Source organism: Burkholderia sp. D-99 (genome assembly GCF_011605345.1).
Classification (GTDB): domain Bacteria; phylum Pseudomonadota; class Gammaproteobacteria; order Burkholderiales; family Burkholderiaceae; genus Burkholderia.
Window position 1 is genome coordinate 389,358 of sequence record NZ_JAAOXM010000001.1, and the last position, 17,727, is coordinate 407,084.

The window sequence follows — 17,727 nt, forward strand, 5'->3', positions numbered from 1 at the left end:
GGAATGCATTCCGCGTTGCGCCGGCCGTTACATGGCGTTACGTACGCTGCACGCGTTACGCGGCCTCGAGCATTTGCGTCTGCCGATAAAGGCCCGTGACGAGATCCGTCTGGGTAATGATCCCGACGAGCCGGTGCGATCCATCGACGACCGGAATGTGGTGGTGGCCCGAATGCGTAAACAGCGGGACGAGCGCGGTGATCGGCATCGCTTCCGGCACGCACACGACGTCGCGCGTCATCACGGATGCGACGCTCGCCGGCTGGCCGCCGAACGATTGCGGCAGCCGCGCGGACAGGCGCTGCCACAGCGGGGTCGGCCGGCGCAACTGGCGTGTGAGGTCGGCACGCGTGACGATGCCGGTCAGGCGGCCTTCGCCGTCTATGACGGGCAGCGCCTTCACGCGGTGGCGGTCGAGCAGCGTGAGCGCGGCCATCACCGACGTCGACGGCGCGACTTCGATGGCATTCTTCGTCATCAGGTCGGCGCACGAGAGCTGGCCGAACGTGCGCGAATAGGCCTGCATCTCGGTTTCGCGCAGCAGCGCCTCCAGATCGTCCGGATCGACGTCGAGCCATTCGCCGCGGCGCTTCAGCACCGTGTCGAGGTCGCCGCGTGTGAAGCCGCCGCGCGCCGGTGCGGCGCCGCCTGCCTGCGGTTTCGCTTCGGGACGCACGCCGCCGTGCGGGTAGCGGTGCCCGGTCAGCGCGTGATAGGCGAGTGCGGCCGACAGGAGGATGGCCGATTGCAGTGCGATCGGCTCCAGCACGAAGCTGAACCCGAGCGCATGGATCGCGGGGCCGCCGACCACGGCCGTGAGCGCGACGGCGCCCGACGGCGGGTGCACGCAGCGCAGCGCGAACATGCCGCCGATCGCGCACGCGATCGCGACCGCGGCGGCCGTGATCGGATCGGCGATCCATTGAGCGCAAGCGACACCGACCGTCGCCGCGACGAGATTGCCGCCGATGATCGACCACGGCTGCGCGAGCGGACTCGCCGGCACCGCGAACAGCAGCACGGCCGACGCACCCATCGGCGCGACGAGCAGCGGCACGAGGCCCGGCACGCCAGGCAGCAGACGCATCGTCGCGCCGACCGTCGCGATGCCGACGAGCGCGCCCGCGCACGAACGCAGGCGCTCGCGCCAGCCCAGCGACATCGGATGGGGAATGAAGCTGTGCAGCCATTGCCGCAACGTGCGGCGCGACGAAGGGGAACCTGACGACATGGACGGTAAGCGGTAAAAGTGACAGCGCGGGACGCGCGCAGCGACAAGCCGCGAATTATATCGCGTTGTGATACAAATTGTCGCGCTGCATCAAGCCGTTGCACGTGCGCGACGCACATGTCTTGCAAAAGCCTTTCATCCGATGAAAGGTTGCGGGCCGGGCAATCGCGCAAATTTGTCTGCAGCGGCGTACAATTCGGGCCACTGAATCCCCCGTCATGCCAGAACCCCGTACGCGATGCCCGCTCTCCCGCCTTTCCCCCGGCACGGTGATCGACTCGACGTGGTTCGCGGCTGCGTTCCGTTCCCCACCTGACGCGAGCGCTGCCGACGCCTCCCCACTGACTCTCCCCAAGCCAATTCAATGGACATGCTCGAAAACATGCGCCTGTTCGTGCGCGTTGTCGAAGCCGGCAGTTTTACTGCGGTCGCGAAGGAAATCGACGCGACCACCGCGCAGGTGTCGCGCGCGGTATCGAACCTCGAAGCGCACGTACAGACGCGGCTGCTGCATCGCACGACGCGCCATCTCGGTCTCACCGAAAGCGGCGAACGCTATTTCGAGCGCGCGAAATCGATCCTCGCGGAAATCGACTACGCGAACGCGGAGGCGCGCAACGCACTGCTGCGGCCGAGCGGCAAGATGCGCATCCATGCGATGACGGGGCTCGGGCAGAGTCATGTCGTGTCGTCGATCGTCCGCTACCAGGAGGACAACCCCGACGTGTCGGTCGAGCTGACGCTCGCGCAGCGAATGCCGAATCTCGTCGAGGAGGGTTATGACGTATCGATCGTGACGGCGTCGCAACTGCCCGATTCGGGCTATGTCGCGCAGACCTGCGGCACGAGCTGCAGCGTGCTCGTCGCGTCGCGCGAATACCTGGCGCGCCACGGCACGCCGCAGTCGCCCGACGAATTGCCGAACCACGTGTGTCTGCGGCTGGACACGCCCGCCTCGCCGGCCGGCGAATGGCGGCTCGAGCGCAACGATGGCGAGGAGGCCGTCTACGAGCTGCAGCCTGCGCCGTTCCAGGTCAACGTGCCGGACGCGCTGTGTGTCGCGGTGCGCGCCGGGCGCGGAATCGCATGCGTCGCGCTGTATACGGTGCTCGACGACATCCGCGAAGGGCGGCTGATTCGCGTGTTGCCCGAGTATCGGCTGCAGACGGTGAGCGTGTATGCCGTTTACGCGACGCGTCGCTATCTCGATGCGAAGATCCGCACGTTCCTCGACCACCTGCGCACGACGCTTACGCCCGCGCTGGAGAACGACCTGCGCGAACTCGACCGGCTGACCACCGAACAGACGCAGACGCCGGGCGGCCGCAAGCGCGCCTGACGATCCGCACATGCCGCGGCGATGTTTATGCGCGCGGTGCGATGCGAATCCGCTCGAAGCGTCCCGCGAGCCACGCATAGGCGGCAATGCCGAGCAGCCCGTGCGCGGCGACGAACCACAATGCGCCGGCGAACGAGCCCGTGCTGGCGACGAAATAGCCGATCACGAGCGGCGTGACGATCCCGGCGATGTTGCCGAGACCGTTGAATACGCCGCCGCTCAGGCCGACCATCCCTTCCGGCGCCGTGTCGGCGAGCACGGCCCAGCCGACTGCCGCGAGCCCCTTGCCGAAGAACGCGATCGTCATCAATGCGATCACGACTGTATTCGACGATGCACCGTTCGCGAGCACGAGCAGCGTCGCCATCGCCATCCCCACGACGAACGGCGTCTTGCGCGCCTTCGACGGATGCATGCCGCGCCGGATCAACCAGTCCGACAGCACGCCGCCGAGCACGCCGCCGGTGAAGCCGCAGATGGCCGGCAGCGCGGCGACCCAGCCGGCCTCCATGATCGTCATCCCGCGCCCCTTGATCAGGTAGATCGGGAACCACGTGATGAAGAAGTAGGTGAGCGCCGTGATGCAGTACTGGCCGATATAGATCGCCCACAGGTTCCGATGGCGAAACAGTTGCGACACGTCGAGCCACGACATGCGCGGCCGATGGCGCACGCGGTTCGCTTCGAGATCGACGAGCGCCCCGTGCGCGCGCAGGTAGTCGCGCTCCGCGTCGCTCACGCGCGGGTGGCCGTGGGGTTCGCGATACCACGCGAACCACAGCGCGGCGAGCGCGATGCCGAGCATCCCCATCCACAGGAACACGTGCTCCCAGCCGAGCGTGTGCGTGAGCCATGCCATCGCGGGCGTGAACAGCACGACGGCCATGTACTGCGCGGAATTGAACAGCGCCGACGCCGTGCCGCGTTCGGCGGTCGGGAACCAGCACGCGACGATTCTCGAGTTGGCCGGGAACGCCGGCGATTCGACGAGGCCGAGCATGAAGCGCATGACGAACAGCGCGAGCGTGGCGGCCGCGCCCTGCACGGCGAGCCCGCCGACCGTGCCCTGCAGCATCGTGAAGACCGACCACAGCAGCAAGCTCAGGCCGTAGACGCGTCGTGCGCCGAAACGGTCGAGCAGCCAGCCGCCCGGGATCTGGCCGATCGCATAGGCCCACGCGAACGCGGAAAAGACGATGCCGAGCTGCACGGGCGTCAGCCCGAGGTCGTGCGCGACGCCGGTGCCGGCGATCGACATCGTCGCGCGATCCGCATAGTTGATGACGGTGACCGCGAAAATCAGCGCGAGGACCGCATAGCGGACGCGGCCGATCGTGCGCGAGGCGGCGGGTGACGTGGCGAGGGCGGCGTCGCTGGATCGATTGGGCATGCGTGTCTCCTGGCCTCCGTCGCGCGGAGGCATCTGGTGTCGTAACGGCGGGGCAGCCGTGCGGTGTGCGGCGATCAGCCCGTGACGCTGGTCGGCGGGCGCTGGCCCGCGAAGCACGCGGCGAGGTTGGCGAGCACGATCCGGCCCATCTCTTCGCGCGTTTCGCGGGTCGCGCTCGCACGGTGCGGCTGCACGACGACGCGCTCGAGTTCGAGCAGCGCGGCCGGCACGTGCGGTTCGTCCGCAAACACGTCGAGGCCGGCGCCGGCGATCGTGCCGTCGGCGAGCGCGCGAATCAGCGCGGCTTCGTCGACCAGCTTGCCGCGCGCGACATTGATCAGGAATCCTGTCGGGCCGAGCGCGGCGAGCACGTCGGCCGTCACGAGTACGTTGCCATGATCGGCCGATGCCGCGATCACGAGCACGTCGCTGTCGCGCGCGAGCGCGGCGAGGTCGGGCACGAAGCGATAGCCGCTGTCGCGATGCTCGCGCGGGCCGAAGTAGCTGACAGGCATCCGGAACGCCAGCGCGCGCAGCGCGATCGCGCGTCCGACGCGGCCGAGCCCGACGATGCCGAGCCGCTTGCCGGTCACCTGCGTCGCGAGCGGCTGGGCGGTCTTGCCCCAGCGGCCGGCGCGTACGATCCGCTCGCCGGCGCCGAGGTCGCGCAGCGTCATCAGGATCAGCCCCATCGCCATGTCGGCGACGTCGTCGGTCAGCACGTCGGGTGTCGTCGTCACGTGGATGCCGCGCGCCCGGGCGCGGTCGAGATCGACGGCGTCGGTGCCGATGCCGCTGATCGCGACGATCTCGAGCGCGCTCAGCCGGTCCATCAGTGCGGCGGACAGGCCGTTCGCGCCGCCGGTCACGACGCCGCGAATACGCGTGGCAACGCGATCGAGCAGCGCGTCCGGCTGCTCGGCCGCATACAGCCGGTGCACTGTGTAACGGGCGGACAGTTCGGCGTCGATGGCGTCGGGGAGCGGCTGGGTGAGCAGGATGTCGATGGTCATGAAGGTCTCGGTCGTCGTGCGCGGCGCGGGCCGCGCATCAGGTGCAACCGAGTATAGAAATCGTATCGATATCGGTCTAACATCAAAAGGCTATTGATCGATTCAAGAATTGGATGATTGAACTGCACCAGCTTCGCTGCTTCGTCGCGGTCGCCGAGGAACTGCATTTCGGTCGCGCGGCCCGGCGGCTCTTCATGACCCAGCCGCCGCTCAGCCGGCAGATCCAGCTGCTCGAACATGCGCTCGGCATCGCGCTGCTCGAACGCAGCAGCCGGCAGGTCAGCCTGACCGCGGCCGGCGAGCGGTTCCTGCGCGACGCGCGGCACATCCTCGAATTCTCCGCACGGGCCGAGCAGGCCGCGCAGCGCGTCGCGCATGGCGGCGCCGGCCGCATCACGCTCGGCTTCACGGCGGTCAGCGCGTACCGGATGATCCCGATGCTGCTGGCGCACGCCGCGCACGCGCTGCCGGACGTCGACGTGGAATTGCGCGAGATGGTGTCGACCGTGCAGATCGACGCACTGGCGTCGCGGATGCTCGACGCGGGCTTCGTGCGCCAGCGGGCGGCGCGGCAGCCGCTCGAATACCGGCTCGTGCAGCGCGAGCCGATGCTGGTCGCGGTCGCGGAGGGCGCGCCGCTCGCCGCGTGCGAGCGCATCGGCCCCGACGATCTCGACCGGCAGCCGTTCATCGCGTATTCGCCGAACGAGGGGAAATACTTCCACGACCTGATCTCGGGCCTGTTCGCGAACGCGGGGCGGCTGCCGAACTACCTGCATTACGTCGGGCAGACGCATACGATCCTGGGCCTCGTGCGCGCGGGGCTGGGCGCCGCCCTCGTACCCGCGTCGGCGCGCGAACTGCATGTCGACGGCGTGGTGTTCCGGCCGCTGGCCGGCGCCGACGTGGCGGCCGAGCTGTATCTCGCGTGGCGAGCGGACAACGACAATCCGGCGCTGCCGGTGTTCAACGCGATGGTCGAGCGGTTTCTCGCGCAGGAGCAGGGCGGCGCGGTGACGTGATGCGCCCGGGAATCCGGCCGGGCGATGTGACATGCTTTCAGTCCGCAAGCGTGCGCATGCGATGACAAGCAATCCTGATCGAGCGCGACAGGTCGCAGTCCTGCGAATCCTTACCGTATTGAAAGCTGTTTAGCTGCCAGTGTTCCAACGAAGGAACGCAGCGGTTCGCTGCACTGCGACAACTGCTTGACGCTGCATGCCGGTCGGCGCACGATACGTCCGTGCATTTGGAGCGGGACGCGCCGGCCGCGCGGTTCCTGCACCCGCGATACGCAAAAGAACAACGATGAGCCTTTACGCACTCGTACCGGAATACCGGCCCCGCGTTTGTCGGCCCGCCGGAACAACGCTTCTCCCGACGCCCGTCGCGTCACGCATCCGTCATCCCGTTTCGTACCGTGTATCGGTACACTTCCCCGTTCGCGCGAGCGCCGCGACGATGAACGGCGCCCGTCCGGCCCGCCGCATCGCAGCGCCGTCTGCCACTCCTCATCACCGCATCCTGAACGGCGCGTACACCGGCGTCTCGTGACGCCCGTCGCGCCCGTCCTTGTATTGCGCCGCCGGCTTGCCTGGCTGCCCGGCGGCACCGAAGTCCGAAGCATTTCGATTGAGCTTGAAAAAACAAACGCAAGCAGTTCGGTTCGAGGTTCAAGGAGAAAAACTCATGTCGCAGCTTTCGAATGAAGAAGCAAACGGCAGTTCGGGGAGTGGCAAGGTCAAGCTGATCAAGTGGGCGATCATCATCGCCGGCGTCGCGATCGCGGCACCGGCGGCGCTGTTCATCCTGAAGGGGGTGATCGCGCTGGTCGCGGCGGGCGTGATCGGCCTCGGCGCGATCTATTTCGCGCCGGTCGTCGCGATGAAGTTCGCGAACCAGAAGGTGAAGATGATCGTCGAGGAGGCGCAGGCCAATCCGATCGAGACGCTGATCAACCAGCTCGCGGAAAAGCGCCAGGCGGCACAGAAATTCGCGGACAGCATCACCGCGTTCCGCACCGAGGTGAAGAACTTCGAGAGCAAGACGGAACTGTTCGAGAAGCAGTATCCGGACGACGCGCCGCGCTTCCGGCAGCAGCTCGACACGATGAAGCAACTGCTCTCGTTCCGCGAAGGCCGCTACAAGCAGGTGCAGGCCGAGCTGAAGAACTTCGCGTCGGCGATCGATCGCGCGAAGGCGATGTGGGACATGTCGCAGGCGGCGCAGCAGATGAACAAGCTCGCGGGCCGGCAGGCGTCCGACACGTTCGAGCAGATCAAGACCGACGTGGCCGTCGATTCGGTGATGCGCTCGGTCAACAAGGCGTTCTCCGAAATGGAGACGTCGCTGATGGATAACCCCGAGGTCAAGCAGGCGCAGCAGCAGGCGGTGATGAACGCCCCGCATGCGCCCGGGCTCGATGCGACGACCCCCGCGCAACTGCCGTCGAAACAACAATAACTTCTTGCAGGCTCGCAACCATGAAAAAACTTCTTGGCGCCATCGCGTTTCTGGTCGTGCTCGTCGGCGTATGGATCGTGCATCAGGGCGGCCTGTCGACGCTGATTCCCGCGCATGACGCGGCCCCGGCCTCGACATCCGCGCAAAACGGCGACAGCGGCCAGTCCGCGCAGACGCCGCCGTCGTCCAACGTGCTGCCGGCCGGCTTCACGCCGCAGGCCAGCGCGCTGAAATCGATTGCCGAAAACGGCATCGTGCGGATCTCGGTGCAGAACCCGAGCGAACCGTTCTTCGGCGAGGACAAGGGCGCGCCGCACGGCTTCAACGTCGAGTTCGCGCGGCTGCTGTTCGCGGATCCGTCGTTCTCGCACGGCGGCAAGCCGGTCATCGTCGATACACGTCACGAGGTCGACACGTACCCTGGCGTGCCGAAACAACTGCTCGATACCGACGCGAAGGGGAACCACGTGGTCGACGTGGCGATGGACGGGTTGACGTTCCCGGACAACACGCCGGCGGGCGTCGTCTATTCGGTGCCGTACGTCGACGATTTCGGCTATTCGCTGATCGTGCGGCAAGGCTCCGCGATCCGCTCGACCGACGATCTCGCGGGCAAGACGGTCGGCATCCTGAAGGGCGACCCGGACGTGCGCGCGTTCGTCACGCGCCAGTATCCGAACGTGAAGTTTGTCGAAGTCGACGATTCCGATCCGGCATTCATCGCGAAGAGCATCGACGGCCATACGGTCGATGCGTTCATCTACGACTATCCGTTCGCGGTCAGCTCGATCAAGGACACCGACCTGAAGTTCGCGGTGACCAAGCTCGACGGCTCGAACATCGCGTACAAGATCGGCGTGCGCGCCGACGACCAGGATCTGCTGATCTACCTGAACGCCGCGATCGCGAAGCTCAAGCAGTCGCCGCAGTATCTCGACCTGCTGCGCAAGTACTTCGTCAGCGACCAGGCGGTGACGACCGCGGCCGCGTCGGGCGAGCTGACCTATGTGGTGAAGGCGGGCGACACGCTGAACATGATCGCGGCGAGCAAGCTCGGCAGCGGCCAGCGTTATCGCGAGATTCAACGCCGCAACAACCTCGCCAACCCGAACCTGATCCTGGCGGGCCAGCATCTCGTGATTCCGGTGCGGTAACGGCGGCGTGAAGTGAACGAAGGGGAAGGGACGTGAAGGACGGCGCGCGGCCCGGCGGAGGTGATCCGCCGGGCCGCGTGCATGTGGGCGTCAGTGGGTGATCGACAGGAACAGGTACGCGGCGAACAGTGACAGGTGCACGACGCCGTGCAGTACCGTCGTGCGGCCCTGGCTGAGCGTCAGCGTGCTGACCAGCAGGGTGAGCGCCAGCAGCACGGTTTCCATTGGCCCGATGCCGAGCGTGAGCGGCTGGCCAACCCAGATGAACACGGCCGCGACGGTCGGGATCGTGAGCCCGATACTCGCGAGCGCGGAACCGAGCGCAAGGTTCATGCTGGTCTGCAGGCGGTTCGCGCGTGCGGCGGTGACGGCCGCGAGCCCTTCCGGCAGCAGCACGAGCGCGGCGATCACGATACCGACCGCGGCTTCGGGCGCACCGAGCTTCAGCACGGCGTGCTCGACGGCCGGCGACAGCAGCTTCGCGAGCAGCACGACCGCGACGAGGCTCACGAACAGCAGCAGCATGCTGATCAGCGCGGTGCGGCTGCTCGGCGGTGCCGCGTGCACCGATTCGTTCGCGCTGTCGTGCGCGGTGAGGAAGTAGTCGCGGTGACGCACGGTCTGCACGAACACGAATGCGCCGTACAGCACGAGCGACGATACGCCGGCAAACGCGAGCTGCGATTTCGAAAAGAACGGCCCCGGCGCGGCGCTCAGATAGTTCGGCATCACGAGCGACAGCACCGACAGCGACGCGAGTACCGCGAGCGCCTTGCTTGCACCGCGCCCCTGGAAGTCCTGCTCGCCGTGCTTCCACGCGCCGACCAGCAGGCAGATGCCGACGATGCCGTTGCAGATGATCATCACGGCGGCGAACACGGTGTCGCGTGCGAGGCCCGATTTCTCGGGGCCCGCGCCGAGCATCACCGACACGATCAGCGCGACTTCGATGACGGTTACGGCGACCGCGAGCACAAGCGTGCCGAACGGTTCGCCGACGCGGTGTGCGACAACTTCGGCATGGTGGACGGCGGCAAACACGGCGCCGGCGAGCGCGGCGGCGAACACCGCGATGACGAGGCCTTCGGCCGGCACGACGCGCGACAGCGCGAGGACCAGCCATGCGGCAAGCGGGGCCACGAGGGTCCAGCGCGGGAGCTGGTTGGACGAGAGCGGCATGGAGGGTTTCCCTATGCGAGTGGCGGCGCGCGACGCGCCGTCACGGGTTGACGAAGCCCGGCCGTACTATCCGCCGAACGAGGATGATGAAACCGAAGGGCGGCAGCACGCAACGGTGCTGCCCTGGGTTCGCCACCGCGAGGCGGCGAGGGGCGCGGGCGGGCCGGAGCCCGTCGCTGGATGAAACGATTCGATACGGCTGGCCGCAAACGGTGAGGCGAGCACGCGAGACGACGCGCGGGCCGGAGGCTCGGTTCCGACCCCGGAAGGGCGGCCGGCGATGGACGACAGTGGCGGCGTGACACGCGGTTTCCCCCTGAAATCCGGCGGTTTGTCGAATTTTATCAGGCGTTCGGGGGTCACTATCTCATATTCGAACGCTTTCATTGACCTTTCGGTTTACAAAAAGTGCCCCGATCTTTCAAATTTTTGTCTTTGCAGTTTCCGTAACGGTCTCTTGCACGACAAATTCGGGCTCGCCCTGACATAAATCTACCGACCGGTCGGTTTATAATCGCTTGCACTTCCACTTCATGACGGATCGCAAGCGATGGCTGTTTCTTCTGCACATTCGGTGAACTCGGGCGCGCTGGCGCCGTCGGCGGTCGTCGGCGTGATCGGTGCCGGCGCGATGGGCGCGGGCATTGCGCAGGTCGCGGCGGCGGCCGGCCATACGGTGCTGCTGTACGACCTGAACGAAGCGGCCTGCGACAAGGCGCTGGCCGGCATCCGCGCGCAGTTCGCGCGGCTCGCGGAGAAGGGCCGGCTCGAACCGGCACAGGCCGAAGCGGCCGGCAGCCGGCTCCGCGCGGTGCGTGCGCTGGCCGATTTCGCAGGTGCCGCGCTGATCGTCGAGGCGGCGGCCGAGCGGCTCGACGTGAAGCGCGAGATCTTCGCGACGCTCGAGCGCCATGTCGATGACGCGTGCCTGCTGGCGACCAACACATCGTCGATCTCGATCACGTCGATCGCGGCCGGGCTGCGCGTGCCGCAGCGCGTCGCCGGTCTGCATTTCTTCAACCCGGCGCCGCTGATGGCACTCGTCGAGGTGGTCAGCGGGCTCGCGACCGCGCCGGACGTCGCGCAGGTGCTGGTTGCAACGGCCGCCGCGTGGGGCAAGCAGCCCGTGATGGCGAAATCGACGCCGGGCTTCATCGTGAACCGCGTCGCACGGCCGTATTACGCGGAAGCGCTGCGCGTGCTGAACGAGCAGGGCGGCGCACCGGCCTCGATCGATGCGGTGATGCGCGAGGCCGGCGGCTTCCGGATGGGGCCGTTCGAGCTGATGGACCTGATCGGCCACGACGTGAACTTCGCGGTGACCGAATCCGTGTTCCGCGCGTACTTCAACGATCCGCGCTACACGCCGTCGCTGATTCAGCAGGAGCTCGTGAACGCGGGCTTCCTCGGGCGCAAGTCGGGGCGCGGTTTCTACTCGTATGCGGATGGTGCAACGCCGCCGGCGCCCGATCTCGAAGCCCCGCGCGACGCGCCGGCCGACGTTGCACTGTTTGCGCAGGACGGCCCGGCCGCCGCGCTGCATACGCGCTTCACCGAGCGCATCGCGGGTGCCCGGCAGGCCGGCGCGCATGCCGACGACCTGCTCGCGACGGCCGGCCGCGCATCGATCGCGCTGACCGACGGCCGCACCGCGACCGCGCGCGCCGCGCAAACGGGCGTGGCCGATCTCGTGCTGGTCGACCTGGCGCGCGATTACGCGCAGGCCGGGCTGGTCGCGCTGACGCGCGCGCTCCAGTGCAGCGACGCAGCCTATGCGGACGCGGTCGGCCTGTTCCAGCAGGCGGGTTTTCGCGTCGTCGGCGTCGCGGACGTGCCGGGCATGGTCGCGATGCGCACCGTCGCGATGCTCGCGAACGAGGCGGCCGACACGGTGAACCAGGGCGTGTGCTCGCCCGCCGATCTCGACCTCGCGATGGAGAAGGGCGTGAACTACCCGTGCGGCCCGCTCGCGTGGGCCGATGCGATCGGCATCGCCCGCGTGCATCGCGTGCTGTCGAACCTGGCGGCGAGCTACGGCGAGGACCGCTATCGCGTGTCGCCCCGCCTCGCCGCACTGCATGCGGCCGGTCGCACGTTCCGGTCGTAACGCCGGCTGCGTTACCTCGATCACGATAACGACATCACTCCATTGGAGGAGCACCCCGATGACTCACCCGACGCATCCCGCCGCCGCCCTCGAGCCGATCGAGACCGCCAGCCGCGACGAACTGCAGGCGCTGCAGCTCGAGCGCATGAAGTGGTCGCTGCGCCACGCGTACGACAACGTCCCGCACTATCGCCGCACGTTCGATGCGGCGGGCGTGCATCCGGACGACCTGAAGTCGCTCGCCGATCTCGCGAAGTTCCCGTTCTCGACCAAGAACGATTTGCGCGACAACTATCCGTTCGGGCTGTTCGCGGTGCCGCGTGAGCAGGTCGTGCGCGTGCACGCGTCGAGCGGCACGACGGGCAAGCCGACGGTGGTCGGCTACACCGCGCGCGACATCGACACCTGGGCGAACGTGACCGCGCGCTCGATCCGCGCGGCCGGCGGCCGCCCGGGCGACACGCTGCACAACGCGTTCGGCTATGGCCTCTTCACGGGCGGTCTCGGGATTCACTACGGCGCGGAACGGCTCGGCTGCATGGTCGTGCCGATGTCGGGCGGGCAGACCGAGAAGCAGGTGCAACTGATCCGCGATTTCGAGCCGAAGATCATCCTCGTCACGCCGTCGTACATGCTGAACCTGATCGACGAGATGGTGCGGCAGGGGATGGATCCGGCCGAATCGTCGCTGAAGATCGGCATCTTCGGCGCCGAGCCGTGGACGCAGGCGCTGCGCGAGGAAGTGGAGACGCGCGTGGGCATCGACGCGCTCGACATCTACGGGCTGTCGGAAGTGATGGGCCCGGGCGTCGCGTGCGAATGCGTCGAGACGAAAGACGGCCCGGTGATCTGGGAAGACCATTTCTATCCGGAGATCATCGATCCCGTCACGGGCGAAGTGTTGCCCGACGGCAGCCAGGGCGAGCTCGTGTTCACGTCGCTGACGAAGGAAGCGATGCCGGTGATCCGCTACCGCACGCGCGACCTCACCGCGCTGCTGCCGCCGACCGCGCGCGCGATGCGCCGTCTCGCGAAGATCACGGGCCGCTCCGACGACATGCTGATCGTGCGCGGCGTGAACGTGTTCCCGAGCCAGATCGAGGAAATCGTCGTCGCGCTGCCGCAGTTGTCGGGCCAGTTCCAGATCACGCTGTCGCGTGACGGTCACATGGATCGTCTCGACCTCGCGGTCGAACTGCGCTCCGAAGCGGCCGCGTCCGTCACCGACAGCGATCGCGCGGCGCTCGCGCGCGAGCTGCAGCACCGGATCAAGACGATGGTCGGTGTGTCGTCCGGCGTGACGGTGCTGGCGGCGGGCGGCATTCCCGCGACCGCGACCGGCAAGGCCCGGCGCGTGATCGACCGCCGCCAGGCCGCGTAATTCCGATGTTTGCCGTTCTACCCGAGGAAACCTGTTCGATGGATGGATTGAAGACCCTGGCCGTCACGGTCGATGCGCGCGGCATCGCAACCGTCGCGTTGCAGCGCGGTGACGTGCTCAACGCATTCGACGAGACGATGATCGCCGAGCTGACCGACGCGTTCACCACGCTCGGCCGGCGCGACGACGTGCGCGCGATCGTGCTGCGTTCGGACGGCCGCGCGTTCTGCGCGGGCGCCGACCTGCAGTGGATGCAGCGCGCGAGCGCGAACGACGCGGCCGCGAACCTGCGCGACGCAGAGCGGTTCGCCGCGATGATGCGCGCGATCCGGCAGTGCCCGAAGCCCACGGTGGCGCGCGTGCAGGGCCATGCGTTTGGCGGCGGTGTCGGCCTGTGCGCGGCGTGCGACATCGTGATCGCGAGCGATCACGCGCGGTTCTCGGTCAGCGAGGCACGCTTCGGGATCCTGCCGGCCGTGATCGGGCCGTATCTGGTCGAGGCGGTCGGCCAGCGCCAGGCGCGCCGGCTCGCGCTCACCACAACCCAGCTCGCCGCCGGCGAGGCCGTCGCGATCGGCCTGATTCACCAGGCCGTGCCGCTCGATTCGCTCGACGAAGCACTCGACCGGACGCTCGCGGAACTCGGCCACAACGGCCCGAACGCGCTGATGGAGATCAAGCGCTTCTTCGACGCGATCGGCGAGTATCCGCCGTCGGACGAGCGCGCGGCGTTCACCGCGCAGACGATCTCCCGCGTGCGGGCGACGCCGGAAGCGAAGGAAGGCTTTGCCGCGTTCTTCGCGAAGCGGCCGCCGGCATGGGAGGCGGGCGCCGAGTAAGCGCAAGCGACGACGATCGGCGCCGCCGCGGGCGCGCCCGCATTTTGTGTCGCGGGCGCTTGCTCTACAATGCGTGACCTCCGGCGCACCGCCGGCCCAGCCCCGACCGATTCTTCGCCCGATGATCGTCAACCGCCTTATCTCCGAGATCCTGTTCGGCTTCACCGGCCTGATCGGCATCATCAATCCGATCGGCATCGCGTTCCTGTTTCTGGAGCGAACCGAGGCACTCACCGAGCATGAACGCGATCTGCTCGCGAGGAAGGTCGCGTTCAACGCGTTCATCGTGCTGATGGTCGCGTTCTTCGCCGGCACGCCGGTGCTGCATTTCTTCGGGATTTCGATGGAAGCGCTGCGGATCGGCGGCGGCTTCGCGGTTGCCGTCGCGGGCTGGCAGATGCTCAACGAACCCGACGGGCCGGGCGGCGGCGACACGCCGGTCAAGCCAATCGACGCGAACGCGATCATGACGCGCGCGTTCTTCCCGTTGACGATGCCGCTCACGGTCGGCCCCGGCTCGATCGCCACCGCGATCGCGCTGAACGCGAACCGCACGCACAAGCTGTCGGAGTTCATGCTGTCGAGCATCGTGTCGATCGCCGTGTCCGTGCTGGTCGCGCTCGTGATCTGGCAGGTCTACAGCCGTTCCGCGCTGCTGTCGCGCTACCTCGGCAGCGAAGGCACCAAGGTCGCGAAGCGCGTGTCGGCGTTCCTGCTGCTGTGCATCGGCGTGCAGATCATGCTGACCGGCTTTTCGGCGTTCCTGCAGCCGATCGCCGACCAGGCCAAGTAAGCGGCCGGCGCCGCTGCGCGCGTCCCGCGCAGCCTGCACCTCGCGCGACCCCGCGCGCCCTCGCGCCGGCGAACGCCCCCTTCGTACGATGCGGCGGCGCCGCACGTCTTTTCGCTGCCCGGGATACCATGCGACGGTTCGGCGGATGCGCGGCGCGCATCCGGCCGTCAGCTCAACTTCAATGGCGAGGCGTGCAATGGAATACGTGAAATTCGGATCGACAGGGCTGGAAGTGTCCAACCTGGTGCTGGGTTGCATGACGTTCGGTGAACCGTCGCGCGGCTCGCACCCGTGGACGCTGCCGGAAGCGGAGAGCCGCCCGATCATCCAGCGCGCGGTCGAAGCCGGCATCAACTTCTTCGATACCGCGAACATTTATTCGGACGGCACGTCGGAGGAGATCGTCGGCCGCGCGCTGCGCGATTTCGCGAAACGCGACGAGATCGTGATCGCGACCAAGGTGTTCTACCGGATGCGGCCGGGGCCGAACGGCGCCGGCCTGTCGCGCAAGGCGATCATGACCGACATCGACCAGAGCCTGAAGCGGCTCGGCACCGATTACGTCGATCTCTACCAGATCCACCGCTGGGACTACGGCACGCCGCTCGAGGAGACGCTCGAGGCGCTGCACGACGTCGTGAAGGCCGGCAAGGCGCGTTATATCGGCGCGTCGTCGATGTTCGCGTGGCAGTTCGCGAAGGCGCTGCACACGTCGAAGCAGCACGGCTGGACCCGCTTCGTCAGCATGCAGAACCACCTGAACCTGCTGTATCGGGAAGAGGAGCGGGAAATGCTGCCGCTGTGCAAAGACGAAGGGATCGCGGTAATTCCGTGGAGCCCGCTCGCGCGCGGCCGCCTGACGCGCAACTGGGACGAGTCGACCGAGCGGCAGCAGAGCGACGCGGTCGGCCAGCGGCTTTACGACGCGACGGCGGAGTCGGACAAGGCAGTCATCGACGCCGTTGCAACGATCGCGGCCGCACGCAACGTGCCGCGGGCGCAGGTTGCACTCGCATGGGTCGCGCAGAAGGCCGGGGTCACCGCGCCGATCGTCGGCATTTCGAAGCCGCAGCAACTGGACGACGCACTGGCCGCGCTCGAACTGAAACTGACCGACGACGAGATCGCCACGCTCGAACGTCCGTACGTGCCGCACGCGGTCGCCGGAATCAACTGAGCGGCAGAGCGCCGCGCGGCCGTCAGCGCGCGGCGTCGAGCATCGGGTAGGTGAACAGGCCGAAGTGGACGACGTTGAGCCCCGCATGCGCGAGCGTGGACGCGAGCAGTCCGCCGCGCCGCCAGGCGAGGCCGTAGCCGACGCCGGCCACCGTGCCGAGCACGATCCATTGCCAGCCGCCGGCCGCATGCGCGGCGCCGAACAGCACCGCGCCGATCGCCAGCGCGGCCCATGGCCCCCATGCGAACGCGTGGAACGCGCGCGTCAGCCCACCCTGGACGTAGCCGCGGAACAGCGCTTCCTCGACGAGCGTCACGAGCAGCAGGTTGTTCACGAGCCACAGCCACCCGGACGGTGGCCACTTGGGCGCCCAGCCGACCATGCCGAACGCGAGCGCGCCGGCCAGGCACGCGGCCGCCGTTGCGACGGCGGCCACCGCGCCGGTGCGCAGCGCGCGCGACAGCGGGTGGTCGGGGGCGACCCACGGCAGCACCCACACCAGCCACAGGCCGACGAGCGGCTTGTCCAGGTTCAGGTACATCGTGAACGGCACGGCATCCGGCGTGAAGCGCGTCGGCGCGATCACGCGTGGATTGTGGAAGCCGGGAATCAGGTGCAGGCTGAGTGCGATCGCGAGTGCGGCAAAGACGACGTGCGCCGCGATGCGCACCGCGCGCGCTCGCTCGGGCATCACGCCCCAGGCGGCCGCGGCCAGCAACGCGAGCGGTGCCAGCGTGAGCGGCGCGAGCTTGCCGAACGCCAGCGCGCATGCATAGGCGAGCGCGGCGAGGCCGACGCTCAGGCCGTGCTGCGGGCGATGCCACGCGAACGCGGCGGCCGCGAACAGGGCGAGCCAGATCGTGGCGGACGGAAGGAGCGAAAGGGACATGACAGGAGCGGCATTCGTCGGACGAGACGCCGCGCATCATACAGCAGCCGTCCGGTCGTGCCGGCCGGGCGCCGTCAGCGGCCGGCGGTTTCGGTGACGCCGTCGCGCCCCGGGATGTGAACGCTGTTGCGCACGCGCATCCGCCGCCGGTACCAGAATGTCCACGTCAGCAGACAGCCGAACACGGTGTAGCCGATGATCGGCGACACGACCAGCACGCGTTCGACCGGCCAGCTCACGACCATCCAGAGGCGCAGCAGCATTTCCAGCGTCATGAACGCGCCCCAGATGAAGGTCATCCGCCGGAGCATCTGCCGCAGCCCCGGCTGCGTGTCCCAGACCGCCTCGAAATGCGCGGCGCCGCCATCCATCTCGCGGGCCACGGTGGCGCGGGCGAGATAGAAGATCAGCGGGCGTTCACGGAACAGCGACAGCAGGAACACGATGCCGATCGTGCCCGACGCGAGCGATTCGCGCATCAGGAGCGTGCGCGGGCTGCCGCCGAGTGCCATCCCGATGATCGACAGCGCAATGCCGAGCAGCACGATGGCCGCCACCGCATCGACGCGGCGCGAGCGGATGAATTCGACGATCGACCAGATGATCGGCGGGACCGCCGACGCGTACAGCGCGCCGGTTTCGCCGAAATACGGCTGCGCGGCCCGGTAGGCAACCCAGGGCAGCACCAGGTTGACGAAGAGTTCGAGAATCAGTCCGGCTCGCGGTTTCACGGTGAGCAATTCCACGCAGGTTGGGGCGAACGCGCAAAGGG

15 protein-coding genes are annotated in these 17,727 nt (G+C 67.8%); 9 read left to right on the forward strand and 6 right to left on the reverse strand.

Going from position 1 to position 17,727, the window contains the following annotated elements:
- Nucleotides 1-55 precede the first annotated feature (55 nt).
- Nucleotides 56-1,231 (reverse strand): HPP family protein, encoded by a 1,176-nt coding sequence (locus HAV18_RS01720; protein ID WP_166951847.1) that lies wholly within the window; start codon nucleotides 1,229-1,231, stop codon nucleotides 56-58.
- A 364-nt stretch (nucleotides 1,232-1,595) separates the two neighbouring features.
- On the opposite strand from HAV18_RS01720, the gene HAV18_RS01725 reads away from it, so the two are divergent.
- On the forward strand, nucleotides 1,596-2,570 hold the full coding sequence (locus tag HAV18_RS01725; RefSeq protein ID WP_166951849.1) for a LysR family transcriptional regulator: 975 nt from the start codon (nucleotides 1,596-1,598) through the stop codon (nucleotides 2,568-2,570).
- Nucleotides 2,571-2,595: 25 nt separating this feature from the next.
- Here the strand turns inward: HAV18_RS01725 and HAV18_RS01730 are convergent, their stop codons facing one another.
- Together HAV18_RS01730 and HAV18_RS01735 are read right to left on the reverse strand one after the other, a co-directional pair.
- Entirely contained in the window at nucleotides 2,596-3,960 is a 1,365-nt protein-coding gene (locus HAV18_RS01730) for an MFS transporter (RefSeq protein WP_166951851.1), read from the reverse strand.
- Nucleotides 3,961-4,034: 74 nt separating this feature from the next.
- Nucleotides 4,035-4,973: a 2-hydroxyacid dehydrogenase gene (locus HAV18_RS01735; protein ID WP_166951853.1), complete on the reverse strand. Its 939-nt coding sequence runs from the start codon at nucleotides 4,971-4,973 to the stop codon at nucleotides 4,035-4,037.
- 113 nt (nucleotides 4,974-5,086) lie between these two features.
- Between HAV18_RS01735 and HAV18_RS01740 the strand changes: the two genes are divergently transcribed.
- From HAV18_RS01740 to HAV18_RS01750, 3 genes are all read left to right on the forward strand, one after another.
- The gene (locus HAV18_RS01740; RefSeq protein WP_166951856.1) at nucleotides 5,087-5,995 is read left to right on the forward strand and encodes a LysR substrate-binding domain-containing protein; all 909 of its coding nucleotides are present in this window, start codon (nucleotides 5,087-5,089) and stop codon (nucleotides 5,993-5,995) included.
- Between the two features lie 667 nt (nucleotides 5,996-6,662).
- Entirely contained in the window at nucleotides 6,663-7,436 is a 774-nt protein-coding gene (locus tag HAV18_RS01745) for a hypothetical protein (RefSeq protein ID WP_166951859.1), read from the forward strand.
- A gap of 20 nt (nucleotides 7,437-7,456) precedes the next feature.
- Entirely contained in the window at nucleotides 7,457-8,590 is a 1,134-nt protein-coding gene (locus tag HAV18_RS01750; RefSeq protein WP_166951862.1) for a LysM peptidoglycan-binding domain-containing protein, read from the forward strand.
- Between the two features lie 90 nt (nucleotides 8,591-8,680).
- On the opposite strand, the gene HAV18_RS01755 is transcribed toward HAV18_RS01750, so the two are convergent.
- Nucleotides 8,681-9,769 (reverse strand): calcium:proton antiporter, encoded by a 1,089-nt coding sequence (locus HAV18_RS01755; RefSeq protein WP_166951865.1) that lies wholly within the window; start codon nucleotides 9,767-9,769, stop codon nucleotides 8,681-8,683.
- A 550-nt stretch (nucleotides 9,770-10,319) separates the two neighbouring features.
- On the opposite strand from HAV18_RS01755, the gene HAV18_RS01760 reads away from it, so the two are divergent.
- The 5 genes from HAV18_RS01760 (at nucleotide 10,320) to HAV18_RS01780 (ending at nucleotide 16,066) form a co-directional block, all read left to right on the forward strand.
- The gene (locus HAV18_RS01760; protein WP_166951868.1) at nucleotides 10,320-11,876 is read left to right on the forward strand and encodes a 3-hydroxyacyl-CoA dehydrogenase; all 1,557 of its coding nucleotides are present in this window, start codon (nucleotides 10,320-10,322) and stop codon (nucleotides 11,874-11,876) included.
- 58 nt (nucleotides 11,877-11,934) lie between these two features.
- On the forward strand, nucleotides 11,935-13,257 hold the full coding sequence (paaK, locus tag HAV18_RS01765) for a phenylacetate--CoA ligase PaaK (RefSeq protein ID WP_166951871.1): 1,323 nt from the start codon (nucleotides 11,935-11,937) through the stop codon (nucleotides 13,255-13,257).
- Nucleotides 13,258-13,295: 38 nt separating this feature from the next.
- Complete coding sequence (locus HAV18_RS01770) at nucleotides 13,296-14,096, forward strand: enoyl-CoA hydratase-related protein (RefSeq protein WP_166951874.1); 801 nt, start codon at nucleotides 13,296-13,298, stop codon at nucleotides 14,094-14,096.
- A 121-nt stretch (nucleotides 14,097-14,217) separates the two neighbouring features.
- On the forward strand, nucleotides 14,218-14,889 hold the full coding sequence (locus HAV18_RS01775; RefSeq protein WP_166951878.1) for a MarC family protein: 672 nt from the start codon (nucleotides 14,218-14,220) through the stop codon (nucleotides 14,887-14,889).
- A 196-nt stretch (nucleotides 14,890-15,085) separates the two neighbouring features.
- Nucleotides 15,086-16,066 (forward strand): aldo/keto reductase, encoded by a 981-nt coding sequence (locus HAV18_RS01780; protein ID WP_166951881.1) that lies wholly within the window; start codon nucleotides 15,086-15,088, stop codon nucleotides 16,064-16,066.
- A 22-nt stretch (nucleotides 16,067-16,088) separates the two neighbouring features.
- On the opposite strand, the gene HAV18_RS01785 is transcribed toward HAV18_RS01780, so the two are convergent.
- Nucleotides 16,089-16,955 carry a CPBP family intramembrane glutamic endopeptidase gene (locus HAV18_RS01785; RefSeq protein WP_166951884.1) on the reverse strand — a complete coding sequence of 289 codons (867 nt, stop codon included), beginning with the start codon at nucleotides 16,953-16,955 and terminating at the stop codon, nucleotides 16,089-16,091.
- Between the two features lie 74 nt (nucleotides 16,956-17,029).
- Nucleotides 17,030-17,686 carry a VC0807 family protein gene (locus HAV18_RS01790; protein ID WP_166951887.1) on the reverse strand — a complete coding sequence of 219 codons (657 nt, stop codon included), beginning with the start codon at nucleotides 17,684-17,686 and terminating at the stop codon, nucleotides 17,030-17,032.
- Between the last annotated feature and the right edge of the window lie 41 nt (nucleotides 17,687-17,727).

Bases quoted from the DNA above. Each gene is read 5' to 3' on its own strand.
- HAV18_RS01720 (WP_166951847.1), bottom strand. From the start codon at position 1,231: ATGTCGTCAGGTTCCCCTTCGTCGCGCCGCACGTTGCGGCAATGGCTG.
- HAV18_RS01725 (WP_166951849.1), top strand. From the start codon at position 1,596: ATGGACATGCTCGAAAACATGCGCCTGTTCGTGCGCGTTGTCGAAGCC.
- HAV18_RS01730 (WP_166951851.1), bottom strand. From the start codon at position 3,960: ATGCCCAATCGATCCAGCGACGCCGCCCTCGCCACGTCACCCGCCGCC.
- HAV18_RS01735 (WP_166951853.1), bottom strand. From the start codon at position 4,973: ATGACCATCGACATCCTGCTCACCCAGCCGCTCCCCGACGCCATCGAC.
- HAV18_RS01740 (WP_166951856.1), top strand. From the start codon at position 5,087: ATGATTGAACTGCACCAGCTTCGCTGCTTCGTCGCGGTCGCCGAGGAA.
- HAV18_RS01745 (WP_166951859.1), top strand. From the start codon at position 6,663: ATGTCGCAGCTTTCGAATGAAGAAGCAAACGGCAGTTCGGGGAGTGGC.
- HAV18_RS01750 (WP_166951862.1), top strand. From the start codon at position 7,457: ATGAAAAAACTTCTTGGCGCCATCGCGTTTCTGGTCGTGCTCGTCGGC.
- HAV18_RS01755 (WP_166951865.1), bottom strand. From the start codon at position 9,769: ATGCCGCTCTCGTCCAACCAGCTCCCGCGCTGGACCCTCGTGGCCCCG.
- HAV18_RS01760 (WP_166951868.1), top strand. From the start codon at position 10,320: ATGGCTGTTTCTTCTGCACATTCGGTGAACTCGGGCGCGCTGGCGCCG.
- paaK (WP_166951871.1), top strand. From the start codon at position 11,935: ATGACTCACCCGACGCATCCCGCCGCCGCCCTCGAGCCGATCGAGACC.
- HAV18_RS01770 (WP_166951874.1), top strand. From the start codon at position 13,296: ATGGATGGATTGAAGACCCTGGCCGTCACGGTCGATGCGCGCGGCATC.
- HAV18_RS01775 (WP_166951878.1), top strand. From the start codon at position 14,218: ATGATCGTCAACCGCCTTATCTCCGAGATCCTGTTCGGCTTCACCGGC.
- HAV18_RS01780 (WP_166951881.1), top strand. From the start codon at position 15,086: ATGGAATACGTGAAATTCGGATCGACAGGGCTGGAAGTGTCCAACCTG.
- HAV18_RS01785 (WP_166951884.1), bottom strand. From the start codon at position 16,955: ATGTCCCTTTCGCTCCTTCCGTCCGCCACGATCTGGCTCGCCCTGTTC.